Genomic DNA, 21,655 nt, shown 5'->3' with positions numbered 1-21,655 from the left:
CGGTCGGTGCGTCAGCCGTTGCCGGAACGCCCGGGGACGCCCGGGCCGGGGGCGGCAACCTGTCGCCCCCGACCTCCGGTTCAGGCGGATCCGGCGCCCGGACGGCGCTTGAACCACCACAGGCCGACGCCCGCGGCGATCACCACCACGACGGCGGCGACCGCGACGACAACCCCGCTGCCTCCGCCGTCGTCCTTCTTCTTCGCCGCCGACTGCTGCTGCTGCTGCTGCTGTGAGAGCAACGGTGCGGGCGAGGTCTTACTCGGCTCCGTGCTGGGAGTGGGACTCGGGCCGGCATTGATCGGTGTCGAGCCCGGCGCGGCCGGCTTCAGGTTGAGCACCGGCGCCGGATTCTCCGGCTCCTGGGCGCCCTTGGGCACCTCGATCCAGCGGTCGATCTTTCCGTCGCCGTACGTCTCCACGGTCTTGAACACCAGCGACTTCACGTCCGGCAGTTGCGTCACCGTGATGCTGTGGACCACGTCCGTGCCGGTGGCCAGCGCCTTGCCGCCGATGGTGTAGCCGCCTTCGCCCGGCGTGAGCTTCCAGCCGTCGGGCGCCTTCTTCAGCTTCACCGCATCCGGCGCGATGCCTTCGGGCAGGACGATCTGCAGTTTGGCGATGCCCGCAGTGTCCGACTCCGCCTCGGACGTGAACGTCAGCGTCACGTCCTTCGCCAGGGCCCGGTCGTCGGAGGCGGTCACTTCAACGTGGGCGGCGGCCGGACCGGCCACGGCGAGCACTGTGCCGATGGCCAGGGTGGCGACAAGCAACGACCGCCGGACGGCGGAAGGCATGGGAGAGGTACTCATGGTGTGGATCTTCTCCTCGAAACTCGAAGGCAGCGCAGCCCTCGACAGGGCGAGAGGCCCGCTGGTCGGTCATGGACGGGACGGTGAGGGTGACAGCGACGGTCCATGACCGGGAGGCCCCCGGCGTACCACGATGTGCGCGAGGACGACGCACGCCGGCTCTCCTGGCAGCGGCCGCGATCCGGCGACGGCTGGAGCGGCGTCCGGGCAGCGGAACATGTACGCACTCCACCGGCCGAGCAGCCGCGCCACGGTGTCGCGGACCGTGCCGGCGAGAAGACCCACGAGCCGTGGGAGCGCCGCCAGTTGGTCGTCCGTCTGGTGCAGCAGCACCGCCACGGCCAAGGCGGCCAGCGTGTGCGCCAGGAGCATCACGGCCGCGCCCGGATGCAGGACGTGATCACCCGCCATCGGGTGGGCGGCTGCGTGCGGTGTGCCGTGCCGGCCGGGCCCGGCCGTCGCCAGCACCTGGTGGAGGACGAGCTGCGCGGCGCAGGTCGCGGTCACCACCACCGCGAGCGAACGCCGCCGCCCCGCCCAGGGCAGCGCCCCGAGGAAGGCGGCGCCGGCCGTGGCCAACAGCAGCAGCCAAGCGACCGGTTTTCCGGACGCCACATGGTGTCCGACGCCGGCCAGGCCCACGCTCGCCAGTGCGAACACACCCGCCCGAGCGCCCCGCACACTCCACCGAGCGCGCGGCGCGCTGCGAGACGGAGGACCGAGGGTCTGCGGCATGCCGGGCCCATCATTCACGACCGGGAGGCCCGCGGGTGCCCCAACCTGCGGATCTCTCCATACTGACCGCCGAAGGTCAGTCCGCGTCCGCCGCCAACGGCCGGCCGCAGCGCAGATTCCAGCGCCCGGCCCGTCCGCTGAGCTCGGTCAGGGTCAGCGGCGCGATGTCCAGCCGCCAGAACGCTTCCGCCGGCAGCGCCAGCGCATGCACGATCGCCGCACGCGCCACCGCGGGCTCGGTGACCGCCAGCACACGACCGTCGGCCGACAGCGACTCGAGCCAGCCGCCGACCCGGGCACACAGAGCCAGCAGCGACTCGCCGCCGTGCGGAGCGGCCGAGGGATCGGACAGCCACGCCGACACCGCCTCCGGCTCGCTCACGCTTACTTCTTCCAGCGTGCGCCCGCGCCAGCGGCCCATGTCCCAGTCCCCGAGCCGCAGTTCGGGCTCGGCCCGCAGACCCAGCACCTCGGCCGTCTCACGGCAGCGCGCGGACGGGCCGCTCACCCACCGGCCGGCGCGCGGCAGCGCACCGGCGGCGGCGCGGGCGCTGCGGACTCCCGCCTCGTCCAGGGGTACGTCCCCGTCGAAGCGCGCCCCGCGCAGCGCGGCACTCATCGCCGGTGAGACCAACATCACCCGTACCGTCATCCCGCACATTCCTCTCCGCCCGACGGCCCATGATGCAAGCACATCACGGGCGTTGAGGCGCCCCGGCATGCGCCCCTGCGCCGTAGCGGTGCAGGCCGCCAAGCGGTACGGTCTCGTGGACATGACGACGGTGTGACGGAAGTCCGGTGAGAATCCGGCACGGTCGCGCCACTGTGAACCCGTACCTCTGCGGGAAGTCAGACCCAGCACCTTCGTCTCAGGCACCACGATCGGGACGCGTGTTCCCCCAGGAGGTTCTGTCATGGCACAGACCGCTGCACCCGCCGCCGCACCGGCCATCACCCCCATCTCGCTCAAGGCAATCGCCCCGTGGGCGCTCTTCTTCGGCGTGCTGATGCTCGTCCTGCTCTACTTCGTCGGCGCCGAGCAGGGCGCCACCGCGCTCATCTCCGGCGAGAACGTGCACGAGTGGGTCCACGACGGACGCCACCTGCTCGGCTTCCCCTGCCACTGAGAACCAGGGGAACACTCACTCATGAACTCCATCTCTGTCAGAGCTCTGCTCGTCCGCGGCATGCTCGCCGGCCTGATCGCAGGCTTCTTCGCCCTCGTCGTGGCCTACCTGCTCGGCGAGTCCCCTGTGGACTCCGCCATCGCGTTCGAGGAAGCGCACAGCCATGAGCACGGCGGCGAGGAACTCGTCAGCCGTGCCATGCAGTCGACGGCCGGCCTCGCCACTGGTGTGCTGGTCTTCGGCGTCGCGATCGGCGGCATCGCCGCCCTCGCCTTCTGTGTCGCGCTCGGCCGCATCGGCCGGTTCGGCCCGCGCGCCACGGCCGCCCTGGTCTCCCTGGGCGCGCTGCTGGCCGTGTACGTCGTGCCGTTTCTCAAGTACCCGCCGAACCCGCCGGCCGTCGGTGACCCCGAAACGATCGGCAAGCGCACCACCGTGTACTTCCTGATGATCGTGCTCAGCGTGCTGCTCGCTGTCGCAGCGGTGATCCTCGGGAAGCGGATGGCTCCCCGGCTGGGCAACTGGAACGCGACCGTCGCCGCCGCGGCCGCCTTCATCGCGGCGGCCGGGCTCGCCTTCGCCTTCCTGCCCTCGTTCAACGAGGTGCCCAAGGACTTCCCGGCCACGGTGGTGTGGGACTTCCGACTGGCCACGCTCGCCATCCAGGTCACCCTCTGGACGTTGTTCGGGCTGGTCTTCGGTCACCTCGCGGAGCGCCTCCTGGTGCCGAGTGCCGACCGGACGGCGGCCGCGGGAAGCAGCACGCCCTCGCGGACAGCCTCTGCCGCGAGCTGACCGCGACGTATCAGCGCCATCAGAACCCGCCGGGGATTCCCCGGCGGGTTCTGGCGTTGCCGCGGGTTCTGGCGTTGCCACGGCGGCCGGACGAGGCGACGTTCAGCTGCCGGACGAGGCGGACGCCTGCACCGCGTCCGCCACGGCGTCGAAGAAGCGCGCGTGCGCCAGATGGCTGCAGGGAACCTCAGGGTTCCACGGCACGATCCGGGCCCTGCCCGCGCCTGCCTGCCACGCCTTGACTCCCTCGAGTGCAGCGACCGGCAGGACATTGGCGCGTACGTCCGTCAGCACAATGTCCGGCTCCAGTGACGCGGCCACCGTCCAGTCGACGGTGGACCAGTTGGCCCCTGGACCCCGCTCGGGCTCCACCAGGCCGATGCCGCACTCGGCCAGCGCCCTGAGGTCCGGCCACGCGCGTGGCCTGGCGAGATGGACGCTCTCCGGCGTGCCGGGCGACAGGGCCAGGATCCGTAAGTGAGCGGCGTCGGGCGCCAGCGTGCGCAGTCGGCCTTCCGCGCAGTCGAGTTCCGCCGCCCCCGACAGGTTCTGCTCGGCTCCGAGCGACCGGGCGAGCGCCGTGAACCGGTCCCGTACATCGGCGAGCGAACGCCCTTGGCCCACGTCGCACACCACCACCGGCACATGTTCCTCGATGTGCTTCGCCGTGTCCGGATCCAGGCCGTAGACCTGGTCGGAGCCGTAGCCGACGCCGACCACCAGGTCGGGTTCCGCGTCGAGGATCGCGTCCACCCCGACGCGGTTGCCCGATCCGAGGTACGCGATGTCCTCGAGCGGCAGCGTGCCGGCCTTCGCCGGGTCGGCGGTTTCGCCGTCGTGGTGGGATCCGAAGAGGCCCACCGGCCGGATGCCGTGGTCGAACAGGGTCGCTCCGGCCTGGATGTAGGCAACCAGCCTCGACGGCGTTTGCGCCGCCGTCGCCGACCGCCCGCGATCGTCCAGGAATTCCCAATCCGTCTGTCGCGCCATAGGTCCCCACCCCTGCCTTCTGCCGGTTACAGGTCGCGAGGCCTCCCCCCAAGGCCATCGACGTTTGACTGCCCGGCAGTCTCCGCGGTCACTCATACAGACGCTCGCTGTTTCAACCAAGTGGGGCTGCCGCGGCGGGCAGCGTCACCTCGAAGCGGCAGCCGCCCGTCACATTGCGTACGTCGGCGTGGCCGGCATGCGCCTCGACGATGCCGCGGACGATCGCGAGGCCGAGACCGGCGCCGGCCGGGGGCGTACGGGCCTGAGTGCCGCGCCAGCCGGTGTCGAAGACGCGTGGGAGGTCCTCCTCGGGAATGCCGCCGCAGCCATCGGTGACGGAGAGAACCACCCACTCCTCGCGGCGTTCGGCAGCGACGGCGACCGTGCCGTCGGCGGGGGTCCGGCGGATCGCGTTGACCAGGAGGTTCGCCAGTACGCGGGTCATCTCCTTGCCGTCCACCTCGACCGGGACGGACTCGACGCTGTCGCCGACGAGGCGTACGCCGTGCTCGCGCGCCAGCGGGTCCGCGCCGGCGATCGCCTCGCCGATCAAGTCGTACACCGACATCCTGGTGGGGGTGAGGGCCAGCGTGCCCGCGTGGATGCGGGAGAGCTCGAAGAGATCGCCCACCATGGAGTTGAGCCGGTCGACCTCGGTACGGATCTGGCGGAAGTAGCGCTCCGGGTCCTGTACGACGCCGTCCTCCAGCGCTTCGGACATGGCGCGCAGCCCGGCCAGGGGGGTGCGCAGGTCGTGGGAGATCCAGGCGACGAGCTCGCGGCGGGAGGTCTCCAGGGCGCGTTCACGCTCGCGGGACGCGGCGAGCCGGTCGCTGGTGGCGGCGAGCTCCCGGCTCAGTGCGGCCAGTTCCGCGGTGGAGGCGCCGTCGGGTGCGGCGAAGGAGCCACCGTCGCCGAACGAGCGTGCCGCCAGGGCGAGTTCGCGGCTGCGGGCGACGACCCAGCGGCCGAGCAGCAGCGCGGTGGCGAGCGAGACGACCGCCGCCATCGCAACGACCGTGGTGACGACACTGAGGTCGTGCGCGGACAGGAACATCGCCTGGGCGACGGCGAGCGTCCCGGCGAGCATCGCGGTGACCGCGACGGCGGCGACGATCGTGAGGGAGACTGCGACGGACCGGTGGCGCAGCGCCCGCAGGGCCACGGCTCCGAGCAGGCCGACGGCCGCGGCCCCGAGGAAGGCGAAGAGGGCGATGAGGAGCATGTCCCACACGACGATCAGGCCTCTTCCGTCGGCAGCTGCGAGGGCGGTAGATCCCGCGGCTCGTCCCGCGCTACGTCTCGCGGTACGTCCCCGTCACCCGGCACATCGAAGCGGTAACCCACGCCCCACACCGTCTGGATCAGTCGCGGCCTGGCGGGATCGTCCTCGATCTTGCCGCGCAGCCGGCGTACATGGACCGTGACGGTGGACAGATCGCCGAACTCCCAGCCCCATACGTCCTGCATCAGCCGCTCCCGGCCGATCGCCTCGCCCGGGTGCCGCATCAGATGCGCCAGCAGGTCGAACTCCCTCAGAGTCAGGGCCAGTTCATGGCCGTCCTTGGTGGCTCTGCGGGCGGCCGGGTCGAGGACGATGCCCGCGGCCGCCGGCCCCGGCCCGGCCCGCCGCTCCCCCGCCGCTGCCCCTCTGCGGAGTACGGACTCGACCCGCAGCACCAGCTCGCGCGGGCTGAACGGCTTGGTCACATAGTCGTCCGCCCCTATCTCGAGCCCCAGGATCCGGTCGTCCTCGTCCCCGCGCGCCGTCAGCATGATCACGGGTACGGCGGCGAGCGCACCGGCCCGTAGCCTGCGGCACACCTCCAGCCCGTCCATACCCGGCAGCATCAGATCGAGGACGACCAGGTCCGGCCGCCGCCCGGCGGCAAGCCGCAGCGCCTGCGGCCCGTCGGCGGCCCGGTCCACGGTGAAACCCGCGCGCTCCAGATAGCCGGTGACGACCTCGGCGACGGTCGGATCGTCGTCGACGACCAGAATGTTGTGCATACGGTCAGTGTCCTCCGAGAAAGTGCGGGTCGATCACGCGCGGCGCCTTACGGAACCATGACGTCCCGCGCCGATGACGTCCCGCGACGGAGGGACGTCCGATTCGTTCAAGACTCCCGGTCCCTGCCTGCCTACGTTGAGGTCATGACTCCACGACTCGACGCGATCGGCCTCGTCGCCTCCGACATGGCCGCCTCTCTCGCCTTCTACCGCCGGCTCGGCCTGAACATCCCCGCCGACGCCGACACCGCGCCCCACGCCGAGGTGACGCTGCCCAGCGGGCTGCGGGTGCTGTGGGACACCGAGGAGACCATCCGTTCCTTCGACCCCGAGTGGACCCGGCCGCCGGGCGGCGGCGAACGGCTCGGGCTCGCCTTCGCCTGCGACAGCCCCGCCGAGGTGGACTCCGTCTACGCCGAGCTGACCGAGGCGGGATACCAGGGGCACCTCAAGCCCTGGAACGCCTTCTGGGGGCAGCGTTACGCGGTGATCCTCGACCCCGACGGCTGCGGTGTCTCGCTGTTCGCCAGCGCCGAGTAGGCGCCGAGGGTGATTCCGGCCAGGTCGCGCATCTCTCGTGCGAGGTGCGCCTGGTCGGCGCAGCCCGCGCCGAGTGCCGCCTCGGCGTACGGCACGCCCTCCCGTACGAACGTCAGCGCCCGTTGCAGCCGCAGCACCCGGGCCAGCGTCTTGGGCCCGTATCCGAAGGCGTCCAACGAACGCCGGTGCAGCTGCCGGGCGCCCAGGCCCACCGCGTACGCCGCCCCGGCCACCGTGCCGCCCGCCTCCAGCCGGCGCACCACCTCGCCCAGCAGCGGGTCCGGCGGCAGGGCCCCGTCCGCCCGCCGCAGCGCCACGGCCTCCAGCTCGGCCACCGGGTCCGGGGCCGCGTCGATCCGCGCGGTGAGCCGGCGCGCCTCGGCCCCGCCCCACACATCGGCGAGCTCGACCCGCCGGTCGCGCAGCTCGTACGCCGGTACGCCGAGAATCGCGGGCGCGGTCCCGGGCGCGAAGCGCACCCCCGCGTACCGGGTGCCGAGGCCGCTCCTGGGGGTGTGGGCGTGGGTGTCGGGTCCTGCCACGAGGAGCCGGCCCTCGAACCAGAGCAGGTCCATGCAGCCGTCGGGCAGCACGGGGAGGACCGCACCGGCGTGCCGGTCCATGGCCCGCGTCCAGACGACGGCTCCTTCGAGCCGCGACGCCCATTCCTCGTACACCCTTACAAGGCTATCCCGCAGCTGCCCGCGGATGCCCGCGCGGTAGAGAACGGCCCCTCGGTCCAACGCCGCTGATGTCGGGGGCTGTTATGAGCGCGCTCAGGGAATTCACCCGCACGGACAGCGGGGCCCGGCTCAGGGTTTCCGCTGCTGCCTGGTCTCCTTGTCACGGCTGCTCTCACGGCTCTCCCGGCCGTTCTCCCGACTCGCGTGCAGCCGCGACTTCACATCGTCCGGCGGCAGGAACCGCGACCATCGCTCCGGGAATTCCGATGGCATGGCCCCGTCGTCCTCGTCCTCGCTCTCGCCCTCCCCGTAGACCTGGGCGGCCTCTGCCCGGGCGAGGAGCTCTGCGGCGTTGAGCGCACGCATCCGCTCGTTGGCCGCGCGGGCCGCGGCCGTGGCGACCGACGGCCAGACGCGGTCGATGGCGGCATTGACCGCCGCGCCCACCAGGACCGCGAAGGCGGTCAGGCCGATCCACAGCAGGACGGCGATGGGCGCGGCGAGTGAGCCGTAGATCGTCGGGCCCTCGACCGTGCTGGTGAGGTAGATACGCAGCAGGAATGAGCCCAGCACCCACATCCCGAGCGCCACCAGCGCACCCGGGACGTCCTCGATCCACGGCGAGCGCACCGGGACGGACACGTGGTAGAGCGTGGTGAGGAAGGCGATCGAGAGCAGACTGACCACCGGCCAGTACAGGACGCTGACGACTTCCGTGCCCCACGGAATGAACTCCACCACCCGGTCGGGGCCGACCACCGCCAGCGGCAGTACCACCGCTCCGATCAGCAGCGCCACGATGTAGAGCAGGAAGGCCAGCAGCCGGGTGGCGACGATGCCGCGCTGACCGTCGAGGCCGTACATCACGGTGATCGTGTCGATGAAGACATTGACCGCCCGCGAACCGGACCAGAGCGCGATGGCGAAGCCGATGGAGATGACGTCCGGCCGGCCGCCCTGGGTGACGTCCTCCAGCAGGGGCTTGGCGATCTGGTTGACGCCCCGGTCGGAGAGCACCGTGCCGGCCGCTCTCAGGATGTTTTCCTCGATCGAGGCGACGGTGGTGGTGTTGGTCCACACGTCCACATAGCCGAGGAGACCGATCAGACCGAGCAGCAGCGGCGGCAGGGACAGCAGCGTGAAGAACGCCGCCTCGGCCGCGAGACCCAGGATGCGGTACTCGATGCACGAGTTGACCGTGTCCTTCAGCAGCAACCATGCCATCTTCCGCTTGGAGACGTTGCGGTAGAGGACTCGGGCCCGGTGGAGTCGGCCCGATGGCCGCTCGGGTGTTTCATTTGCTGCCTGCACCTCCTTACCGTATCGGCATGGCAGCTACCACCCACACAGTGACCAACCAGGCTCCGCCCCTGGTCGGGTACGACGTCTTCGGCGCCGACCAGGCCCTCACGGAGGGCGTGGAACGGCATGTCGCGCCCGAATTCCTCGACGAGGCCCGGGAGGAGCTCGAGACACTCGGCAGCACCGCAGGCTCCGCGCAGGCCCAGGAGTGGGGTGTGCAGGCCAATGAGAATCCGCCGAAACTGCGCACCCACGACCGCTACGGGAACCGGATCGACGAGGTCGACTTCCATCCCGCCTGGCACCGGCTCCTCGGCAAGGCCGTGTCGGCCGGGCTGACCAATGCCTGGGGCAGGCCGGCCGGGCATGTACGGCGTGCGGCCGGGTTCCTGGTGTGGACGCAGGCGGAGGCCGGGCACGGCTGTCCGGTGTCGATGACGCATGCGACGGTCCCCGCGCTGCGTACGGACCCGGCGCTGGCCGCGGAGTGGGAGCCGCGGCTGACCTCGCAGGTGTACGAGGAGGGGCTGCGGCCCGCCTCACTGAAGGCCGGGGCCCTGTTCGGCATGGGAATGACCGAGAAGCAGGGGGGCAGCGACGTCAGGGCGAACACGACGAGGGCCGAGCCGCTGGCCGGTGACGGGGAGTATCTGCTCACCGGTCACAAGTGGTTCTGTTCCGCTCCTATGTGTGACGGTTTTCTGGTACTCGCCCAGGCGGCAGGGGGTTTGACCTGCTTCCTGGTGCCCCGGGTGCTGGACGACGGGACCCGCAATGTGTTCCGGATCCAGCGCCTCAAGGACAAGCTCGGCAATAAGTCCAATGCGTCGAGCGAGGTCGAGTTCGACGGGACATGGGCGCGCCGGGTCGGCGACGAGGGCCGCGGGGTGCGCACCATCATCGAGATGGTGGCGGCGACCCGGCTCGACTGTGTCATCGGGTCGGCCGCGCTGATGCGGCAGTCGGTGGCACAGGCGATCCACCACTCCGCGTACCGCAGCGCGTTCGGCGGGCTGCTCATCGACAAGCCGCTGATGCGCAACGTACTGGCGGATCTGGCGCTGGAGTCGGAGGCCGCGACGACACTGGCGCTGCGGCTCGCCGCCGCGTACGACGCCGATACGGACGATGAGCGGGCCTTCCTGCGGCTCGCGGTGCCCGCCGCCAAGTACTGGGTGACCAAGCGCTGTACGCCGACGGTGGCCGAGGCGCTCGAGTGTCTGGGCGGCAATGGCTACGTAGAGGAGTCGGGGCTGCCGCGGCTGCTGCGCGAGTCGCCGCTCAACTCGATCTGGGAGGGCTCGGGCAATGTGCAGGCGCTCGATGTCCTGCGGGCGCTGCAGCGTGAGCCGCAGGCACTGAACGCCTTCCTGCAGGAGGTCGGCAAGGCGCGCGGCGCCGATCACCGGCTGGACGGGGCGATCAAGGACCTGCTGACCGAACTGGCCGATCTGAACGGGATCGAGGCGCGGGCGCGTCGGCTGGTGGAGCGGATGGCGCTGGTGCTGCAGGGATCGCTGCTGGTGCGGTGGGCACCGCCGGAGGTGGCGGACGCGTTCTGCGCTTCACGGCTCGGCGGGGACTGGGGCACGGCCTTCGGCACGCTGCCGCACACGCTCGATCTGGCGTCGGTCGTCGAGCGGGCGCGAGCCGTGGTCTGAGGGCCCGCGCCGCCGACGGCTGTCGGGGTGGTGCTGCGCCGACACGGCACCACCCCGCGCGCTGTCATGCGCCCCGCAGTGCAGGGCAGTGCGGTGCATGACGACCGGCGAACCGGTGTTCCACCACCCTGATATATGTGCACGCCTGTACGCGAGAGTTGCAAGGGGTTGCAGTCTTGTGGCTCAAATCGCCACGCATTGCCGCCGGAAGGGGCACGATTGAGCCAGCCCCCCGCATCCGGACGCCGGCGCCGCCCAGGAGGACCCCGGTGCAGAGCACATCACTCGACCTGGCCAGGCTCGCCGCCATGGACACCGCGGAAGCCGCCAGGTTACTGAAGGGCGTGCGGGACGCCACGCTCAACGGCCGACGCTCGCAGGTCGGCCCACGGGCGGACATCAACGAGTCGTGGCAGCGGATGCTGCGCGGCGGTATGGATCCCGACCGGGACCACAGGGCCGGGCTGCTGCCGCTGGAGGAGATAGAACGCCGTCGGCTCGCCTCGCCGCTTCGCGAGGTGCTGCCGGTGCTGCGGGACGGCCTGGTGTCGATCGCCGAGGCGGCCGAGCACATCATGGTCGTCGCGGACACCGAGGGACGGATGCTCTGGCGCGAGGGCAAGGCGACCGTGCTGCGCAAGGGCGACTCGCACGGCTTCGTCCTCGGCGCCGACTGGAGCGAGGGGCTCGTCGGTACGAACGGTATCGGCACTCCGCTGATCTCCCGGCGGCCGGTCCAGGTGCACTCCGCCGAGCACTTCGTCTCCACCCACCACACCTGGACCTGCGCGGGCGCACCGGTCACCGATCCGCGCGACGGCAAGCTGATCGGCGTCGTCGATATCAGCGGACCCCTGTCCACCATGCATCCGGCGACGCTCTCCCTGGTCACCTCGGTCGCCCGGCTCGCCGAGGCCGAACTGCGCAACCGGCACTTCGCGGCGCTGGACCGGCTGCGCAGCGTGGCGGCGCCGCTGCTGGCCCGGCTGACCGGCCGGGCGCTGGCCGTGGACGTCAACGGCTGGCCGGCCGCGGTCACCGGCATGCCGCCCACCGGTCGGCTTTCGCTGCCGAAGTCCGTCGGGGGCGGTCGGCTCTGGCTGCCCTCGCTCGGCATGTGCACGGTCGAGCCGCTGCCCGGCGGCTGGCTGATACGGGTCGACGAGCGGAGCTCCGCGGCGCCGCCGGGCCGGGTGGTGCTGGATCTGAGCAGGCCACGGCAGCCTTCGGTCACCGTCGCGGGGGCCGCCGGCAGCTGGGCGCAGGAGCTCAGCCCGCGCCATGCCGAGCTGCTGTACATGCTGGCGCTGCACCGGGACGGGCGGACCGCGGCGCAGTTGGCGCAGGCGCTCTTCGAGGACCCGACGCGCACGGTGACGGTGCGGGCCGAGATGTCGCGGCTGCGGCGGCATCTGGCGCAGGTGCTGGCGCACCGCCCGTACCGCTTCGTCGACGAGGTCGAGGTGGAGCTGGTCCAGCCGGACGATCCGGCCGATCTGCTGCCGCAGTCGACGGCCCCGGCGGTGGTGAGCGCGCGCCGACCGCCGGACTGACCAAGCGGCTGGGGGCGGAAGGCGGACAGCTCGGCGCGGAGGCGGCCCCGGGTGGCTCAGAGAGGCTGCGGGCGGCTCAGAGAGGACTCGGCTTTGGCCGGATCAGGACATCGTGGTTCCCTGGCGCTCATGAGCATCACTGTGACCACCTGGTCCCTGGAGCAGACCTCGCCGGCAGATCTGCGGCCGGCCACCGCGCCCGAAGGGGATCTGCGGATCGTACGGGCCGAGGCGCCTTCGCCCGAGTTCAGCCGCTTTCTGTATACGGCCGTCGGCGGTGACATCCGCTGGACGGACCGGCTGGGCATGACGTACGCGCAGTGGGAGGAGATGCTCGCCGGGCCGGGCACCGAGACCTGGGTGGCGTACGAGAAGGGGACGCCGGCCGGCTATGTGGAGCTGGAGGCGCAGGGCGAGGGCTCGGTCGAGATCGTCTACTTCGGGCTGATCCCGGCGTTCCGGGGCCGGCGGATCGGCGGCCATCTCCTCTCCTGGGGTGTCGCGAGGGCTTGGGACCTGGCGGAGCGGTGGCCAGGGCTGACGCCGACGAAGCGCGTCTGGCTGCACACCTGCTCCAAGGACGGCCCGCATGCCATGGACAACTATCTGCGGCGCGGCTTCACTCTCTTCGACACCAAGACGGAGGAAGAGCCCGAGGTGGCCGCGCCCGGCCCCTGGCCAGGTGCCCGCGTCTGAGTGACCGGCAACACACTGTCTCGCGATGCGGGACAGTGTTGTCCACATTCTGGATGATGGTGGACTGCCATCGGATCGCCGTGACACGCTTCCGTCATGTCTCGAGCTGGAATTGCCTTGGTGAGTCGGCGGCACGTCGACCTCGGCCGCATGTCCAGCGCCATCTGTCCGGTCTGCTGAAAGACCAGCACAGCCGAGCATTCCCCACTCTCTGTTCCCCTCCTGCGCATTGTCGCGCCCTCGCGCGAGTGTGCAGCTCAGAGCCGCCCTCCTGCAGTCTCGAAGGACGTATTCGCCATGGCCGCCTCCCCTGAAAAGCCCGCCCCCGCCGCGCCCCACCGCAAGGCCGGACGTCACCGCGGCGAGGGTCAGTGGGCTGTTGGCCATATGACGCCGCTCAACGCCAATGAGCAGACGAAGAAGGACGACGACGGTCTCAATGTGCGGACACGCATTGAGACGATCTATGCCCACCGCGGCTTCGACTCGATCGACGGGGCCGACCTCCGCGGGCGTATGCGCTGGTGGGGGCTGTACACCCAGCGCAAGCCCGGCATCGACGGCGGCAAGACCGCGATCCTCGAGCCGGAGGAGCTGGACGACAAGTACTTCATGCTGCGCGTCCGTATCGACGGCGGCCGGCTGACCACCGAGCAGTTGCGGGTCATCGGCGAGATCTCGCAGGAGTTCGCGCGCGGCACCGCCGACATCACCGACCGGCAGAACGTGCAGTACCACTGGATCCGGATCGAGGACGTCCCGGAGATCTGGAATCGGCTGGAGGCCGTGGGACTGTCCACGACCGAGGCCTGCGGTGACACGCCCCGCACGATCCTCGGCTCGCCCGTGGCGGGCGTCGCCGAGAACGAGATCATCGACGCCTCCTCCGCCATCGACGAGATCCACCGCCGCTTCATCGGCAACCCCGCCTACTCGAACCTGCCGCGCAAGTTCAAGACGGCCATCTCCGGATCCCCGCAGCTCGATGTCGCGCACGAGATCAACGACATCGCCTTCGTGGGCGTCAACCACCCCGAGCACGGTCCCGGTTTCGACCTCTGGGTCGGCGGCGGGCTCTCCACCAACCCCAAGCTCGGAGTCCGCCTCGGCGCCTGGGTCCCGCTGGACGAGGTGCCGGACGTGTACGGCGGCGTCATCAGCATCTTCCGTGACTACGGCTACCGCCGGCTGCGCACTCGCGCCCGGCTGAAGTTCCTGGTCGCCGACTGGGGCCCGGAGAAATTCCGCCAGGTCCTGGAGGACGAGTACCTCAAGTACCAGCTTGTCGACGGTCCCGCGCCCGAGGAGCCCGCCGAGACGTGGCGTGACCACCTCGGCGTGTACCGGCAGAAGGACGGCCGCTTCTACGTCGGCTTCGCCCCGCGCGTGGGACGTGTCGACGGAGCGACCCTGACGAAGATCGCCGAGCTTGCCGAAGCGCACGGCTCGGGACGGCTGCGTACCACCACCGAGCAGAAGATGATCGTGCTCGATGTGGCCGAGGACCAGGTCGAGTCGCTCGTCTCCGGTCTCGAGGCGCTGGACCTGCGGGTCAACGCCTCCCCGTTCCGCCGGGGCACGATGGCCTGCACGGGTATCGAGTTCTGCAAGCTGGCGATCGTCGAGACCAAGGCGCGCGGCGCCTCGCTGATCGACGAACTCGAGCGCCGCATCCCCGAGTTCGACCACCCGATCACCATCAACCTCAACGGCTGCCCCAACGCCTGCGCCCGTATCCAGGTCGCCGACATCGGTCTCAAGGGCCAGCTGATGCTGGACAAGGACGGCAACCAGGTCGAGGGCTTCCAGGTGCACCTGGGCGGCGCGCTGGGCCTCGAGGCGGGCTTCGGCCGCAAGGTCCGCGGTCTGAAGGTCACGTCGGCCGAGCTGCCGGACTACGTCGAGCGCGTCCTCAAGCGCTTCCAGGCGGAGCGCGAGGACGGCGAGCGCTTCGCGACCTGGGCCGCGCGTGCGTCCGAGGAGGCCCTGTCATGAGCGAGCGTGCCGCGCCCTTCTACTGCCCGTACTGCGGTGACGAGGACCTGCGTCCGAACGAGCAGGGCCACGGCGCCTGGGAATGCGCAGCCTGCAATCGAGCCTTCCAGTTGAAGTTCCTCGGGCTGCTGTCCCGTGGACTTCAGCGCAACGACGGTGGAAGGAACGAGATATGACGGCGGTTCAGACCAAGGACGAGCTCAAGTCGCTCGCCGAGCAGGCCGGGCGGGACCTGGAAGAGGCCTCGCCCCTGGACATCCTGAAGTGGGCGGCCGACACCTTCGGGCCGCGCTTCTGCGTCACCTCCTCGATGGAGGACGCGGTGGTGGCCCATATCGCCTCCCGTGCCTTTCCGGGCGTCGACGTCGTCTTCCTCGACACCGGCTACCACTTCCCCGAGACCATCGGCACGCGTGACGCGGTCGAGGCCGTGATGGACGTCAACGTCATCACGCTCACGCCGCGTCAGTCGGTCGCCGAGCAGGACGCGGAGTACGGCCCGAAGCTGCACGACCGCGACCCCGACCTGTGCTGCGCGCTGCGCAAGGTCAAGCCCCTCGAAGAGGGACTGACCGCGTACGACGCCTGGGCGACGGGTCTGCGCCGCGACGAGTCCCCGACCCGGACGAACACCCCGGTCGTCGGCTGGGACGAGAAGCGGCAGAAGGTCAAGATCTCGCCGATCGCCCGCTGGACGCAGGACGACGTGGACACGTACGTCGCCGAGCACGGCGTCCTCACCAACCCGCTGCTGATGGACGGTTACGCCTCCGTGGGCTGCGCGCCCTGCACCCGCCGGGTGCTGGAGGGCGAGGACGCGAGGGCCGGGCGCTGGGCCGGGCGTGGCAAGACCGAATGCGGGCTGCACGGATGACGATTCTGGGAGACAAGAACGTGACTGGGGCCACCATCTGGCTCACCGGGCTGCCGAGCGCCGGCAAGACCACCATCGCCTACGAGCTGGCCGCGCGGCTGCGCGCCGAGGGCCACCGGACCGAGGTGCTCGACGGCGACGAGATCCGCGAGTTCCTCTCCGCGGGCCTCGGCTTCAGCCGCGAGGACCGCCACACCAACGTCCAGCGGATCGGCTTCGTCGCCGAACTGCTGGCGTCCAACGGCATCAAGGCGCTCGTGCCGGTGATCGCCCCGTACGAGGACAGCCGCGAGGCCGTCCGCAAGCGCCACGCCACCGAGGGCACGCCGTACGTCGAGGTGCATGTCGCCACTCCGGTGGAGGTCTGCTCCGTACGCGACGTGAAGGGCCTCTACGCCAAGCAGGCCGCCGGTGAGATCAGCGGCCTGACCGGTGTCGACGACCCGTACGAGGAGCCGCAGACCCCGGATCTGCGGATCGAGTCGCACCAGCAGACCGTGCAGGAGTCCGCAGCGGCGCTTCACGCGCTGCTCACCGAGAGGGGTCTGGCATGACGACGGCCGCCACTGTTCACGAAGGCACCGACAGCCCGTACGCCCTGTCGCACCTGGACGCCCTGGAGTCCGAGGCGGTGCACATCTTCCGCGAGGTGGCGGGCGAGTTCGAGCGACCGGTGATCCTCTTCTCCGGCGGCAAGGACTCGATCGTCATGCTGCATCTGGCGCTCAAGGCGTTCGCGCCGGCGCCGGTGCCGTTCACCCTGCTGCACGTGGACACCGGGCACAACTTCCCCGAGGTTCTCGAGTACCGCGACCGCACCGTCGCCCAGCACGGGCTGCGGCTTCATGTCGCCTCCGTACAGGAGTACATCGACGCCGGGAAGCTGCGCGAGCGCCCCGACGGCACCCGTAACCCGCTGCAGACCGTCCCGCTGACCGAGGCCATCCAGCAGCACCGCTTCGACGCGGTGTTCGGCGGCGGCCGCCGGGACGAGGAGAAGGCGCGCGCGAAGGAGCGGGTGTTCTCGCTGCGCGACGAGTTCTCGCAGTGGGACCCGCGCCGGCAGCGGCCCGAGCTGTGGCAGCTCTACAACGGCCGCCACGCGCCGGGCGAGCATGTCCGGGTGTTCCCGCTCTCCAACTGGACCGAGCTGGACGTCTGGCAGTACATCGAGCGCGAGAGGATCGAGCTGCCCGAGATCTACTTCGCGCACGAGCGCGAGGTCTTCAAGCGCTCCGGCATGTGGCTGACCGCCGGTGAGTGGGGCGGCCCCAAGGAGAGCGAGAGCGTCGAGACGCGTCTCGTCCGCTACCGCACCGTCGGCGACATGTCCTGCACCGGGGCCGTCGACTCCGACGCCACCACGCTGGACGCCGTGATCACCGAGATCGCCGCATCCCGGCTCACCGAGCGGGGCGCGACCCGCGCCGACGACAAGATGTCCGAGGCCGCGATGGAAGACCGCAAGCGCGAGGGGTACTTCTAACCATGACCACCACGACCGGGCAGCTCTCCGGGATCTCAGCCACCACCCTGCTGCGCTTCGCCACCGCCGGGTCCGTCGACGACGGCAAGTCGACCCTGGTGGGGCGGCTGCTGCACGACTCCAAGTCGGTTCTCACCGACCAGTTGGAGGCCGTCGAGCACGCCTCGCGCTCACGCGGTCAGGAGACACCGGACCTGGCGCTGCTCACCGACGGTCTGCGGGCCGAGCGGGAGCAGGGCATCACCATCGATGTCGCGTACCGCTACTTCGCCACCCCGCGCAGGCGGTTCATCCTCGCCGACACCCCCGGGCATGTGCAGTACACCCGGAACATGGTCACCGGCGCGTCCACGGCCGAGCTCGCGGTCGTGCTGGTCGACGCGCGCAACGGCGTCGTCGAGCAGACCCGCCGCCATGCCGCGGTCGCAGCCCTGCTGCGCGTCCCGCATGTGGTTCTCGCCGTGAACAAGATGGACCTCGTCGACTACGCCGAGCCCGTCTTCGCTGCGATCGCGGAGGAGTTCACCTCCTACGCGGCGTCGCTCGGCGTTCCGGAGATCACCGCGATCCCGATCTCCGCGCTCGCCGGCGACAATGTGGTGGAGCCCAGCGCCAACATGGACTGGTACGGCGGTCCGACCGTCCTGGAGCACCTGGAGACGGTCCCGGTCAGCCACGATCTGACCGGCTGCCACGCGCGGCTGCCGGTGCAGTACGTGATCCGTCCGCAGACCGCCGAGCACCCCGACTACCGGGGCTACGCGGGCCAGATCGCCGCCGGCACCTTCCGGGTCGGCGAGCAGGTGACCGTTCTGCCGGCGGGCCGCACCTCGAAGATCGCCGGGATCGATCTGCTCGGCGAATCGGTGGACATCGCCTGGACCCCGCAGTCCATCACTCTTCTCCTCGAGGACGACATCGACATTTCGCGCGGCGATCTGATCGTGCCGAGCGGCGACGCGCCCGCGACCACGCAGGACATCGAGGCGACGGTCTGCCATGTCGCGGACCAGCCGCTCACCGTCGGCCATCGGGTGCTGCTCAAGCACACCACCCGCACGGTCAAGGCGATCGTCAAGGAGATCCCGTCGCGGCTGACCCTCGACGACCTCTCGCAGCACCCGAACCCCGGTCAGCTGGTCGCCAACGACATCGGCCAGGTCAAGGTCCGTACCGCCGAGCCGCTCGCGCTCGACTCGTACGCGCACTCCCGCCGCACCGGGTCGTTCCTGCTGATCGACCCCGCGGACGGCACCACCCTGGCGGCCGGCATGGCGGGCGACTCCTTCGCCACCAGCGCCGAGGTCGTGCACGAGGCCGACGACGCGGGGTGGGACTTCTGATGACCACCGACTTCTACGCGACGTTCGCGAAGGAGGGCGGCCGCGTCGGCAGCGGCAACCTCGGCGCGGGAACGGGCGGGGTGGCGCGATGTGCGCGATGACGTACGCGCACTGCCTGCGCGCCCGCACCCCCCGCACCCTGCACCGACGAAGACCGCCGATACCCCGGCCACGTCCGAAGTGACGTAAGAACCGGGCCTCCGAGAGGAAACCCTCCCGTGCCTGCCACCCGTATCACCCTGCGCCGCAGCCTCGCCGCTGCCGCCGCCCTTCCCCTGCTCGCCGTGGCTCTCACCGCCTGCGGCTACGGCTCGGACGCCAAGAAGGACGACAAGGTCGCTCCCGCCGCCAAGGGCGAGAAAGTCGGCGGCCTGGACACCGTGAAGGTCGGATACTTCCCGAACCTCACGCACGCCACCGCCCTGGTCGGCGACCAGGAAGGCATCATCCAGAAGGAGCTGGGCGGCACCAAGCTGGCCGCCTCGACCTTCAATGCCGGCCCCTCCGAGATCGAGGCGCTGAACGCGGGTTCCATCGACATCGGCTTCATCGGCCCCTCGCCGTCCATCAACGGCTACGTCAAGTCCAAGGGCCAGAGCCTGCGGATCGTCGGCGGCGCCGCGTCCGGCGGTGTGAAGCTCGTCGTCAACCCCAAGAAGATCAAGTCCCTGGACGACATCAAGGGCAAGAAGATCGCCACGCCGCAGCTCGGCAACACCCAGGACGTGGCGTTCCTCAACTGGATCTCCGAGAAGGGCTGGAAGGTCGACGCCCAGAGCGGCAAGGGCGACGTCTCCGTGGTCCGTACGGAGAACAAGGTCACCCCGGACGCCTACAAGTCCGGTGCCATCGACGGCGCGTGGGTGCCGGAGCCGACCGCGTCCAAGCTGGTCAGCGAGGGCGGGAAGGTGCTGCTCGACGAGTCGACGCTGTGGCCCGACAAGAAGTTCGTGATCACGAACATCATCGTGTCGCAGAAGTTCCTCAAGGAGCACCCGGACGTCGTCGAGGCGGTGCTGCGCGGCTCGGTGAAGACCAACGCGTGGATCAACGCCAACCCGGACAAGGCGAAGGCGTCCGCGAACGCCAAGCTCAAGGAGCTCAGCGGCAAGGCGCTGCCGCCCGAGGTTATCGACCCGGCGTGGAAGTCCATCCAGTTCACGGACGACCCGCTGGCCGCGACGCTGCAGGCGGAGGCCGAGCACGCGGTCAAGGCCGGTCTGCTGAAGCAGCCCGACCTCGCCGGGATCTACGACCTGAAGCCGCTGAACAAGGTCCTCAAGGCCGCGGGCAAGCCCGAGGTCGCCGACGCCTCGCTCGGCGTCAAGTAACCCTCGCTCCCCGTTCACTCCCAGGAGGTGACGACCATGGCCCAGACCCTCACCAAGGACAAGGCCCAGGCCGAGGACCGTGCGGCGGACCTGCCCGCCGCCCGTCTCGAGCATGTCTCGAAGTCCTTCGCCGGACCTTCCGGGCAGCAGCTCGTGCTGGACGACATCAGTCTCGATGTCGCTCCGGGTGAGTTCGTCACCCTCCTGGGAGCCTCCGGGTGCGGAAAGTCGACGCTGCTCAATCTGGTGGCGGGGCTCGACCGTCCGACCGCGGGGTCCATCGAGACCCCCGGCGGGCGGCCCGCCCTGATGTTCCAGGAGCATGCGCTGTTCCCGTGGCTGACCGCGGGCAAGAACATCGAACTGGCGCTGCGGCTGCGCGGCGTGTCCAAGGGTGAGCGGCGCATCGAGGCGGAGCGGCTGCTTGAGCTCGTACGCCTCCAGGGTTCGTACGACAAGCGGGTGCACGAGCTGTCGGGTGGTATGCGGCAGCGCGTCGCGATGGCGCGGGCCCTGGCGCAGGACAGCCAACTGCTGCTGATGGACGAGCCGTTCGCGGCGCTGGATGCCATCACACGGGACGTGCTGCACAACGAGCTGACCCGGATCTGGCGCGAGACGAACGTCTCGGTTCTCTTTGTCACGCACAACGTCCGTGAGGCGGTGCGGCTGGCGGAGCGGGTGGTGCTGCTGTCATCGCGTCCGGGCCGGATCGCCCGGGAGTGGACGGTCGACATCGAGCAGCCGCGCCGTATCGAGGATGCCGCCGTGGCGGAGCTGTCCGTCGAGATCACCGAAGAACTGCGTGGGGAGATCCGCCGACATGGCCAGCACTGACACCACCCCGAAGGTGGCGAAGGCCGACGATCTCGCCGGTCTGGAAGCCGGCCTCGACGCACTCGACGCGGTGCAGGTCAACCGCACGCCCGTACGCGAGGTGCTGCTGAAGAAGGTCCTGCCACCGCTGATCGCCGTCGCGCTGGTGATCGTGGTGTGGCAGGTGCTGGTCTGGGCGAAGGTCACCGAGGAGTACAAGCTGCCCGCGCCGTCCGCGGTGTGGGACAGCGTGTCCCAGATGTGGCTGGAGGGCACACTGCTCGAGGTCGTGTGGACCAGCGTCTCGCGCGGTCTGCTGGGCTTCCTGATGGCGCTCGCCATCGGTACGCCGCTGGGGCTGCTGGTCGCCCGGGTGAAGTTCGTACGGGCGGCGATCGGTCCGATCCTGTCCGGGCTGCAGTCGCTCCCGTCGGTCGCCTGGGTGCCGCCGGCCGTCATCTGGCTCGGCCTCGAACCGTCGATGATGTACGCGGTGATCCTGCTGGGCGCTGTGCCGTCCATCGCCAACGGACTCGTGTCCGGTGTCGACCAGGTGCCGCCGCTGTTCCTGCGGGCCGGGCGCACTCTCGGCGCGACCGGGCTGCGCGGAACGTGGCACATAGTGCTGCCGGCCGCGCTGCCCGGCTATGTGGCGGGGCTCAAGCAGGGCTGGGCGTTCTCCTGGCGTTCACTGATGGCCGCGGAGATCATCGCCTCCTCGCCCGAACTGGGCCTGGGCCTCGGCCAGTTGCTCGAGAACGGCCGCAACAACGCCGACATGCCCGGAGTCTTCCTCGCCATCATTCTGATCCTGATCGTCGGTATCGCGATCGACCTGCTGATCTTCAGTCCGCTGGAGCGGTGGGTGCTGCGCAGCCGCGGTCTCCTTGTGAAGAACTGAGCTCC

The 21,655-nt window shown here is 70.3% G+C and carries 24 protein-coding genes; 16 read left to right on the top strand and 8 right to left on the bottom strand.

Annotation, left to right across the window (positions count from 1 at the left end):
• Nucleotides 1-80 precede the first annotated feature (80 nt).
• The 3 genes from ACFYXH_RS31725 to ACFYXH_RS31715 all read right to left on the bottom strand — a co-directional run bounded on the left by ACFYXH_RS31725 (nt 81) and on the right by ACFYXH_RS31715 (nt 2,199).
• Entirely contained in the window at nt 81-812 is a 732-nt protein-coding gene (locus ACFYXH_RS31725; RefSeq protein ID WP_389570194.1) for a DUF1775 domain-containing protein, read from the bottom strand.
• 69 nt (nt 813-881) lie between these two features.
• Nucleotides 882-1,472, bottom strand: coding sequence for a hypothetical protein (locus tag ACFYXH_RS31720; protein WP_389570191.1), 591 nt, complete (start codon nt 1,470-1,472; stop codon nt 882-884).
• 151 nt (nt 1,473-1,623) lie between these two features.
• Entirely contained in the window at nt 1,624-2,199 is a 576-nt protein-coding gene (locus ACFYXH_RS31715; protein ID WP_389570188.1) for a histidine phosphatase family protein, read from the bottom strand.
• 262 nt (nt 2,200-2,461) lie between these two features.
• Between ACFYXH_RS31715 and ACFYXH_RS31710 the strand changes: the two genes are divergently transcribed.
• Nucleotides 2,462-2,674 carry a CbtB-domain containing protein gene (locus ACFYXH_RS31710; protein ID WP_327326740.1) on the top strand — a complete coding sequence of 71 codons (213 nt, stop codon included), beginning with the start codon at nt 2,462-2,464 and terminating at the stop codon, nt 2,672-2,674.
• Between the two features lie 21 nt (nt 2,675-2,695).
• A complete protein-coding gene (locus tag ACFYXH_RS31705) occupies nt 2,696-3,469 on the top strand; it encodes a CbtA family protein (protein ID WP_389570184.1) in 774 nt (257 codons plus the stop codon).
• Between the two features lie 102 nt (nt 3,470-3,571).
• On the opposite strand, the gene ACFYXH_RS31700 is transcribed toward ACFYXH_RS31705, so the two are convergent.
• The 3 genes from ACFYXH_RS31700 to ACFYXH_RS31690 form a co-directional block, all read right to left on the bottom strand.
• Entirely contained in the window at nt 3,572-4,459 is an 888-nt protein-coding gene (locus ACFYXH_RS31700) for an ABC transporter substrate-binding protein (protein WP_389570181.1), read from the bottom strand.
• Between the two features lie 112 nt (nt 4,460-4,571).
• A complete protein-coding gene (locus tag ACFYXH_RS31695) occupies nt 4,572-5,693 on the bottom strand; it encodes a sensor histidine kinase (protein WP_389570178.1) in 1,122 nt (373 codons plus the stop codon).
• Between the two features lie 5 nt (nt 5,694-5,698).
• Entirely contained in the window at nt 5,699-6,469 is a 771-nt protein-coding gene (locus ACFYXH_RS31690; protein ID WP_389570175.1) for a response regulator transcription factor, read from the bottom strand.
• A 144-nt stretch (nt 6,470-6,613) separates the two neighbouring features.
• Here ACFYXH_RS31690 and ACFYXH_RS31685 point away from each other — a divergent pair, with 144 nt between their 5' ends.
• Entirely contained in the window at nt 6,614-7,009 is a 396-nt protein-coding gene (locus ACFYXH_RS31685) for a VOC family protein (protein WP_389570172.1), read from the top strand.
• Here the strand turns inward: ACFYXH_RS31685 and ACFYXH_RS31680 are convergent.
• On the bottom strand, nt 6,949-7,686 hold the full coding sequence (locus ACFYXH_RS31680) for a DUF6597 domain-containing transcriptional factor (protein ID WP_389570169.1): 738 nt from the start codon (nt 7,684-7,686) through the stop codon (nt 6,949-6,951). The genes ACFYXH_RS31685 and ACFYXH_RS31680 overlap by 61 nt on opposite strands.
• Before the next feature lie 135 nt (nt 7,687-7,821).
• On the bottom strand, nt 7,822-9,003 hold the full coding sequence (locus ACFYXH_RS31675) for a YihY/virulence factor BrkB family protein (protein WP_389570167.1): 1,182 nt from the start codon (nt 9,001-9,003) through the stop codon (nt 7,822-7,824).
• 17 nt (nt 9,004-9,020) lie between these two features.
• Here ACFYXH_RS31675 and ACFYXH_RS31670 point away from each other — a divergent pair, with 17 nt between their 5' ends.
• From ACFYXH_RS31670 to ACFYXH_RS31610, 13 genes are all read left to right on the top strand, one after another.
• Nucleotides 9,021-10,655, top strand: coding sequence for an acyl-CoA dehydrogenase family protein (locus ACFYXH_RS31670; RefSeq protein ID WP_389570164.1), 1,635 nt, complete (start codon nt 9,021-9,023; stop codon nt 10,653-10,655).
• A gap of 308 nt (nt 10,656-10,963) precedes the next feature.
• A complete protein-coding gene (locus tag ACFYXH_RS31665) occupies nt 10,964-12,208 on the top strand; it encodes a GAF domain-containing protein (protein WP_389570770.1) in 1,245 nt (414 codons plus the stop codon).
• A 129-nt stretch (nt 12,209-12,337) separates the two neighbouring features.
• Nucleotides 12,338-12,904 carry a GNAT family N-acetyltransferase gene (locus tag ACFYXH_RS31660; protein ID WP_389570160.1) on the top strand — a complete coding sequence of 189 codons (567 nt, stop codon included), beginning with the start codon at nt 12,338-12,340 and terminating at the stop codon, nt 12,902-12,904.
• Nucleotides 12,905-13,000: 96 nt separating this feature from the next.
• Nucleotides 13,001-13,084 carry a putative leader peptide gene (locus ACFYXH_RS31655; protein ID WP_351448512.1) on the top strand — a complete coding sequence of 28 codons (84 nt, stop codon included), beginning with the start codon at nt 13,001-13,003 and terminating at the stop codon, nt 13,082-13,084.
• A gap of 117 nt (nt 13,085-13,201) precedes the next feature.
• Nucleotides 13,202-14,899 carry a nitrite/sulfite reductase gene (locus ACFYXH_RS31650; RefSeq protein WP_389570158.1) on the top strand — a complete coding sequence of 566 codons (1,698 nt, stop codon included), beginning with the start codon at nt 13,202-13,204 and terminating at the stop codon, nt 14,897-14,899.
• On the top strand, nt 14,896-15,075 hold the full coding sequence (locus tag ACFYXH_RS31645; protein WP_389570155.1) for a hypothetical protein: 180 nt from the start codon (nt 14,896-14,898) through the stop codon (nt 15,073-15,075). Before ACFYXH_RS31650 ends, ACFYXH_RS31645 begins: the two co-directional genes overlap by 4 nt.
• Nucleotides 15,072-15,773 carry a phosphoadenylyl-sulfate reductase gene (locus ACFYXH_RS31640; protein ID WP_389570153.1) on the top strand — a complete coding sequence of 234 codons (702 nt, stop codon included), beginning with the start codon at nt 15,072-15,074 and terminating at the stop codon, nt 15,771-15,773. The genes ACFYXH_RS31645 and ACFYXH_RS31640 overlap by 4 nt, the downstream gene beginning before the upstream one ends.
• Entirely contained in the window at nt 15,770-16,327 is a 558-nt protein-coding gene (gene cysC / locus ACFYXH_RS31635; protein WP_389570151.1) for an adenylyl-sulfate kinase, read from the top strand. The genes ACFYXH_RS31640 and cysC overlap by 4 nt, the downstream gene beginning before the upstream one ends.
• Nucleotides 16,324-17,259 (top strand): sulfate adenylyltransferase subunit CysD, encoded by a 936-nt coding sequence (gene cysD / locus ACFYXH_RS31630; RefSeq protein ID WP_389570148.1) that lies wholly within the window; start codon nt 16,324-16,326, stop codon nt 17,257-17,259. Before cysC ends, cysD begins: the two co-directional genes overlap by 4 nt.
• Nucleotides 17,260-17,261: 2 nt before the next feature.
• The gene (locus ACFYXH_RS31625; RefSeq protein ID WP_389570146.1) at nt 17,262-18,602 is read left to right on the top strand and encodes a sulfate adenylyltransferase subunit 1; all 1,341 of its coding nucleotides are present in this window, start codon (nt 17,262-17,264) and stop codon (nt 18,600-18,602) included.
• Between the two features lie 218 nt (nt 18,603-18,820).
• Nucleotides 18,821-19,933, top strand: coding sequence for an aliphatic sulfonate ABC transporter substrate-binding protein (locus tag ACFYXH_RS31620; protein ID WP_389570144.1), 1,113 nt, complete (start codon nt 18,821-18,823; stop codon nt 19,931-19,933).
• 36 nt (nt 19,934-19,969) lie between these two features.
• Entirely contained in the window at nt 19,970-20,770 is an 801-nt protein-coding gene (locus tag ACFYXH_RS31615) for an ABC transporter ATP-binding protein (protein WP_389570142.1), read from the top strand.
• Nucleotides 20,757-21,650, top strand: coding sequence for an ABC transporter permease (locus tag ACFYXH_RS31610; RefSeq protein WP_362677222.1), 894 nt, complete (start codon nt 20,757-20,759; stop codon nt 21,648-21,650). Before ACFYXH_RS31615 ends, ACFYXH_RS31610 begins: the two co-directional genes overlap by 14 nt.
• Nucleotides 21,651-21,655 lie beyond the last annotated feature (5 nt).

This window comes from Streptomyces sp. NPDC002730, assembly GCF_042888805.1.
In the GTDB taxonomy this organism is placed as follows: domain Bacteria; phylum Actinomycetota; class Actinomycetes; order Streptomycetales; family Streptomycetaceae; genus Streptomyces.
Note: the sequence above shows the minus strand (reverse complement) of the source record. Positions and strands in the feature narration are given on the sequence as shown.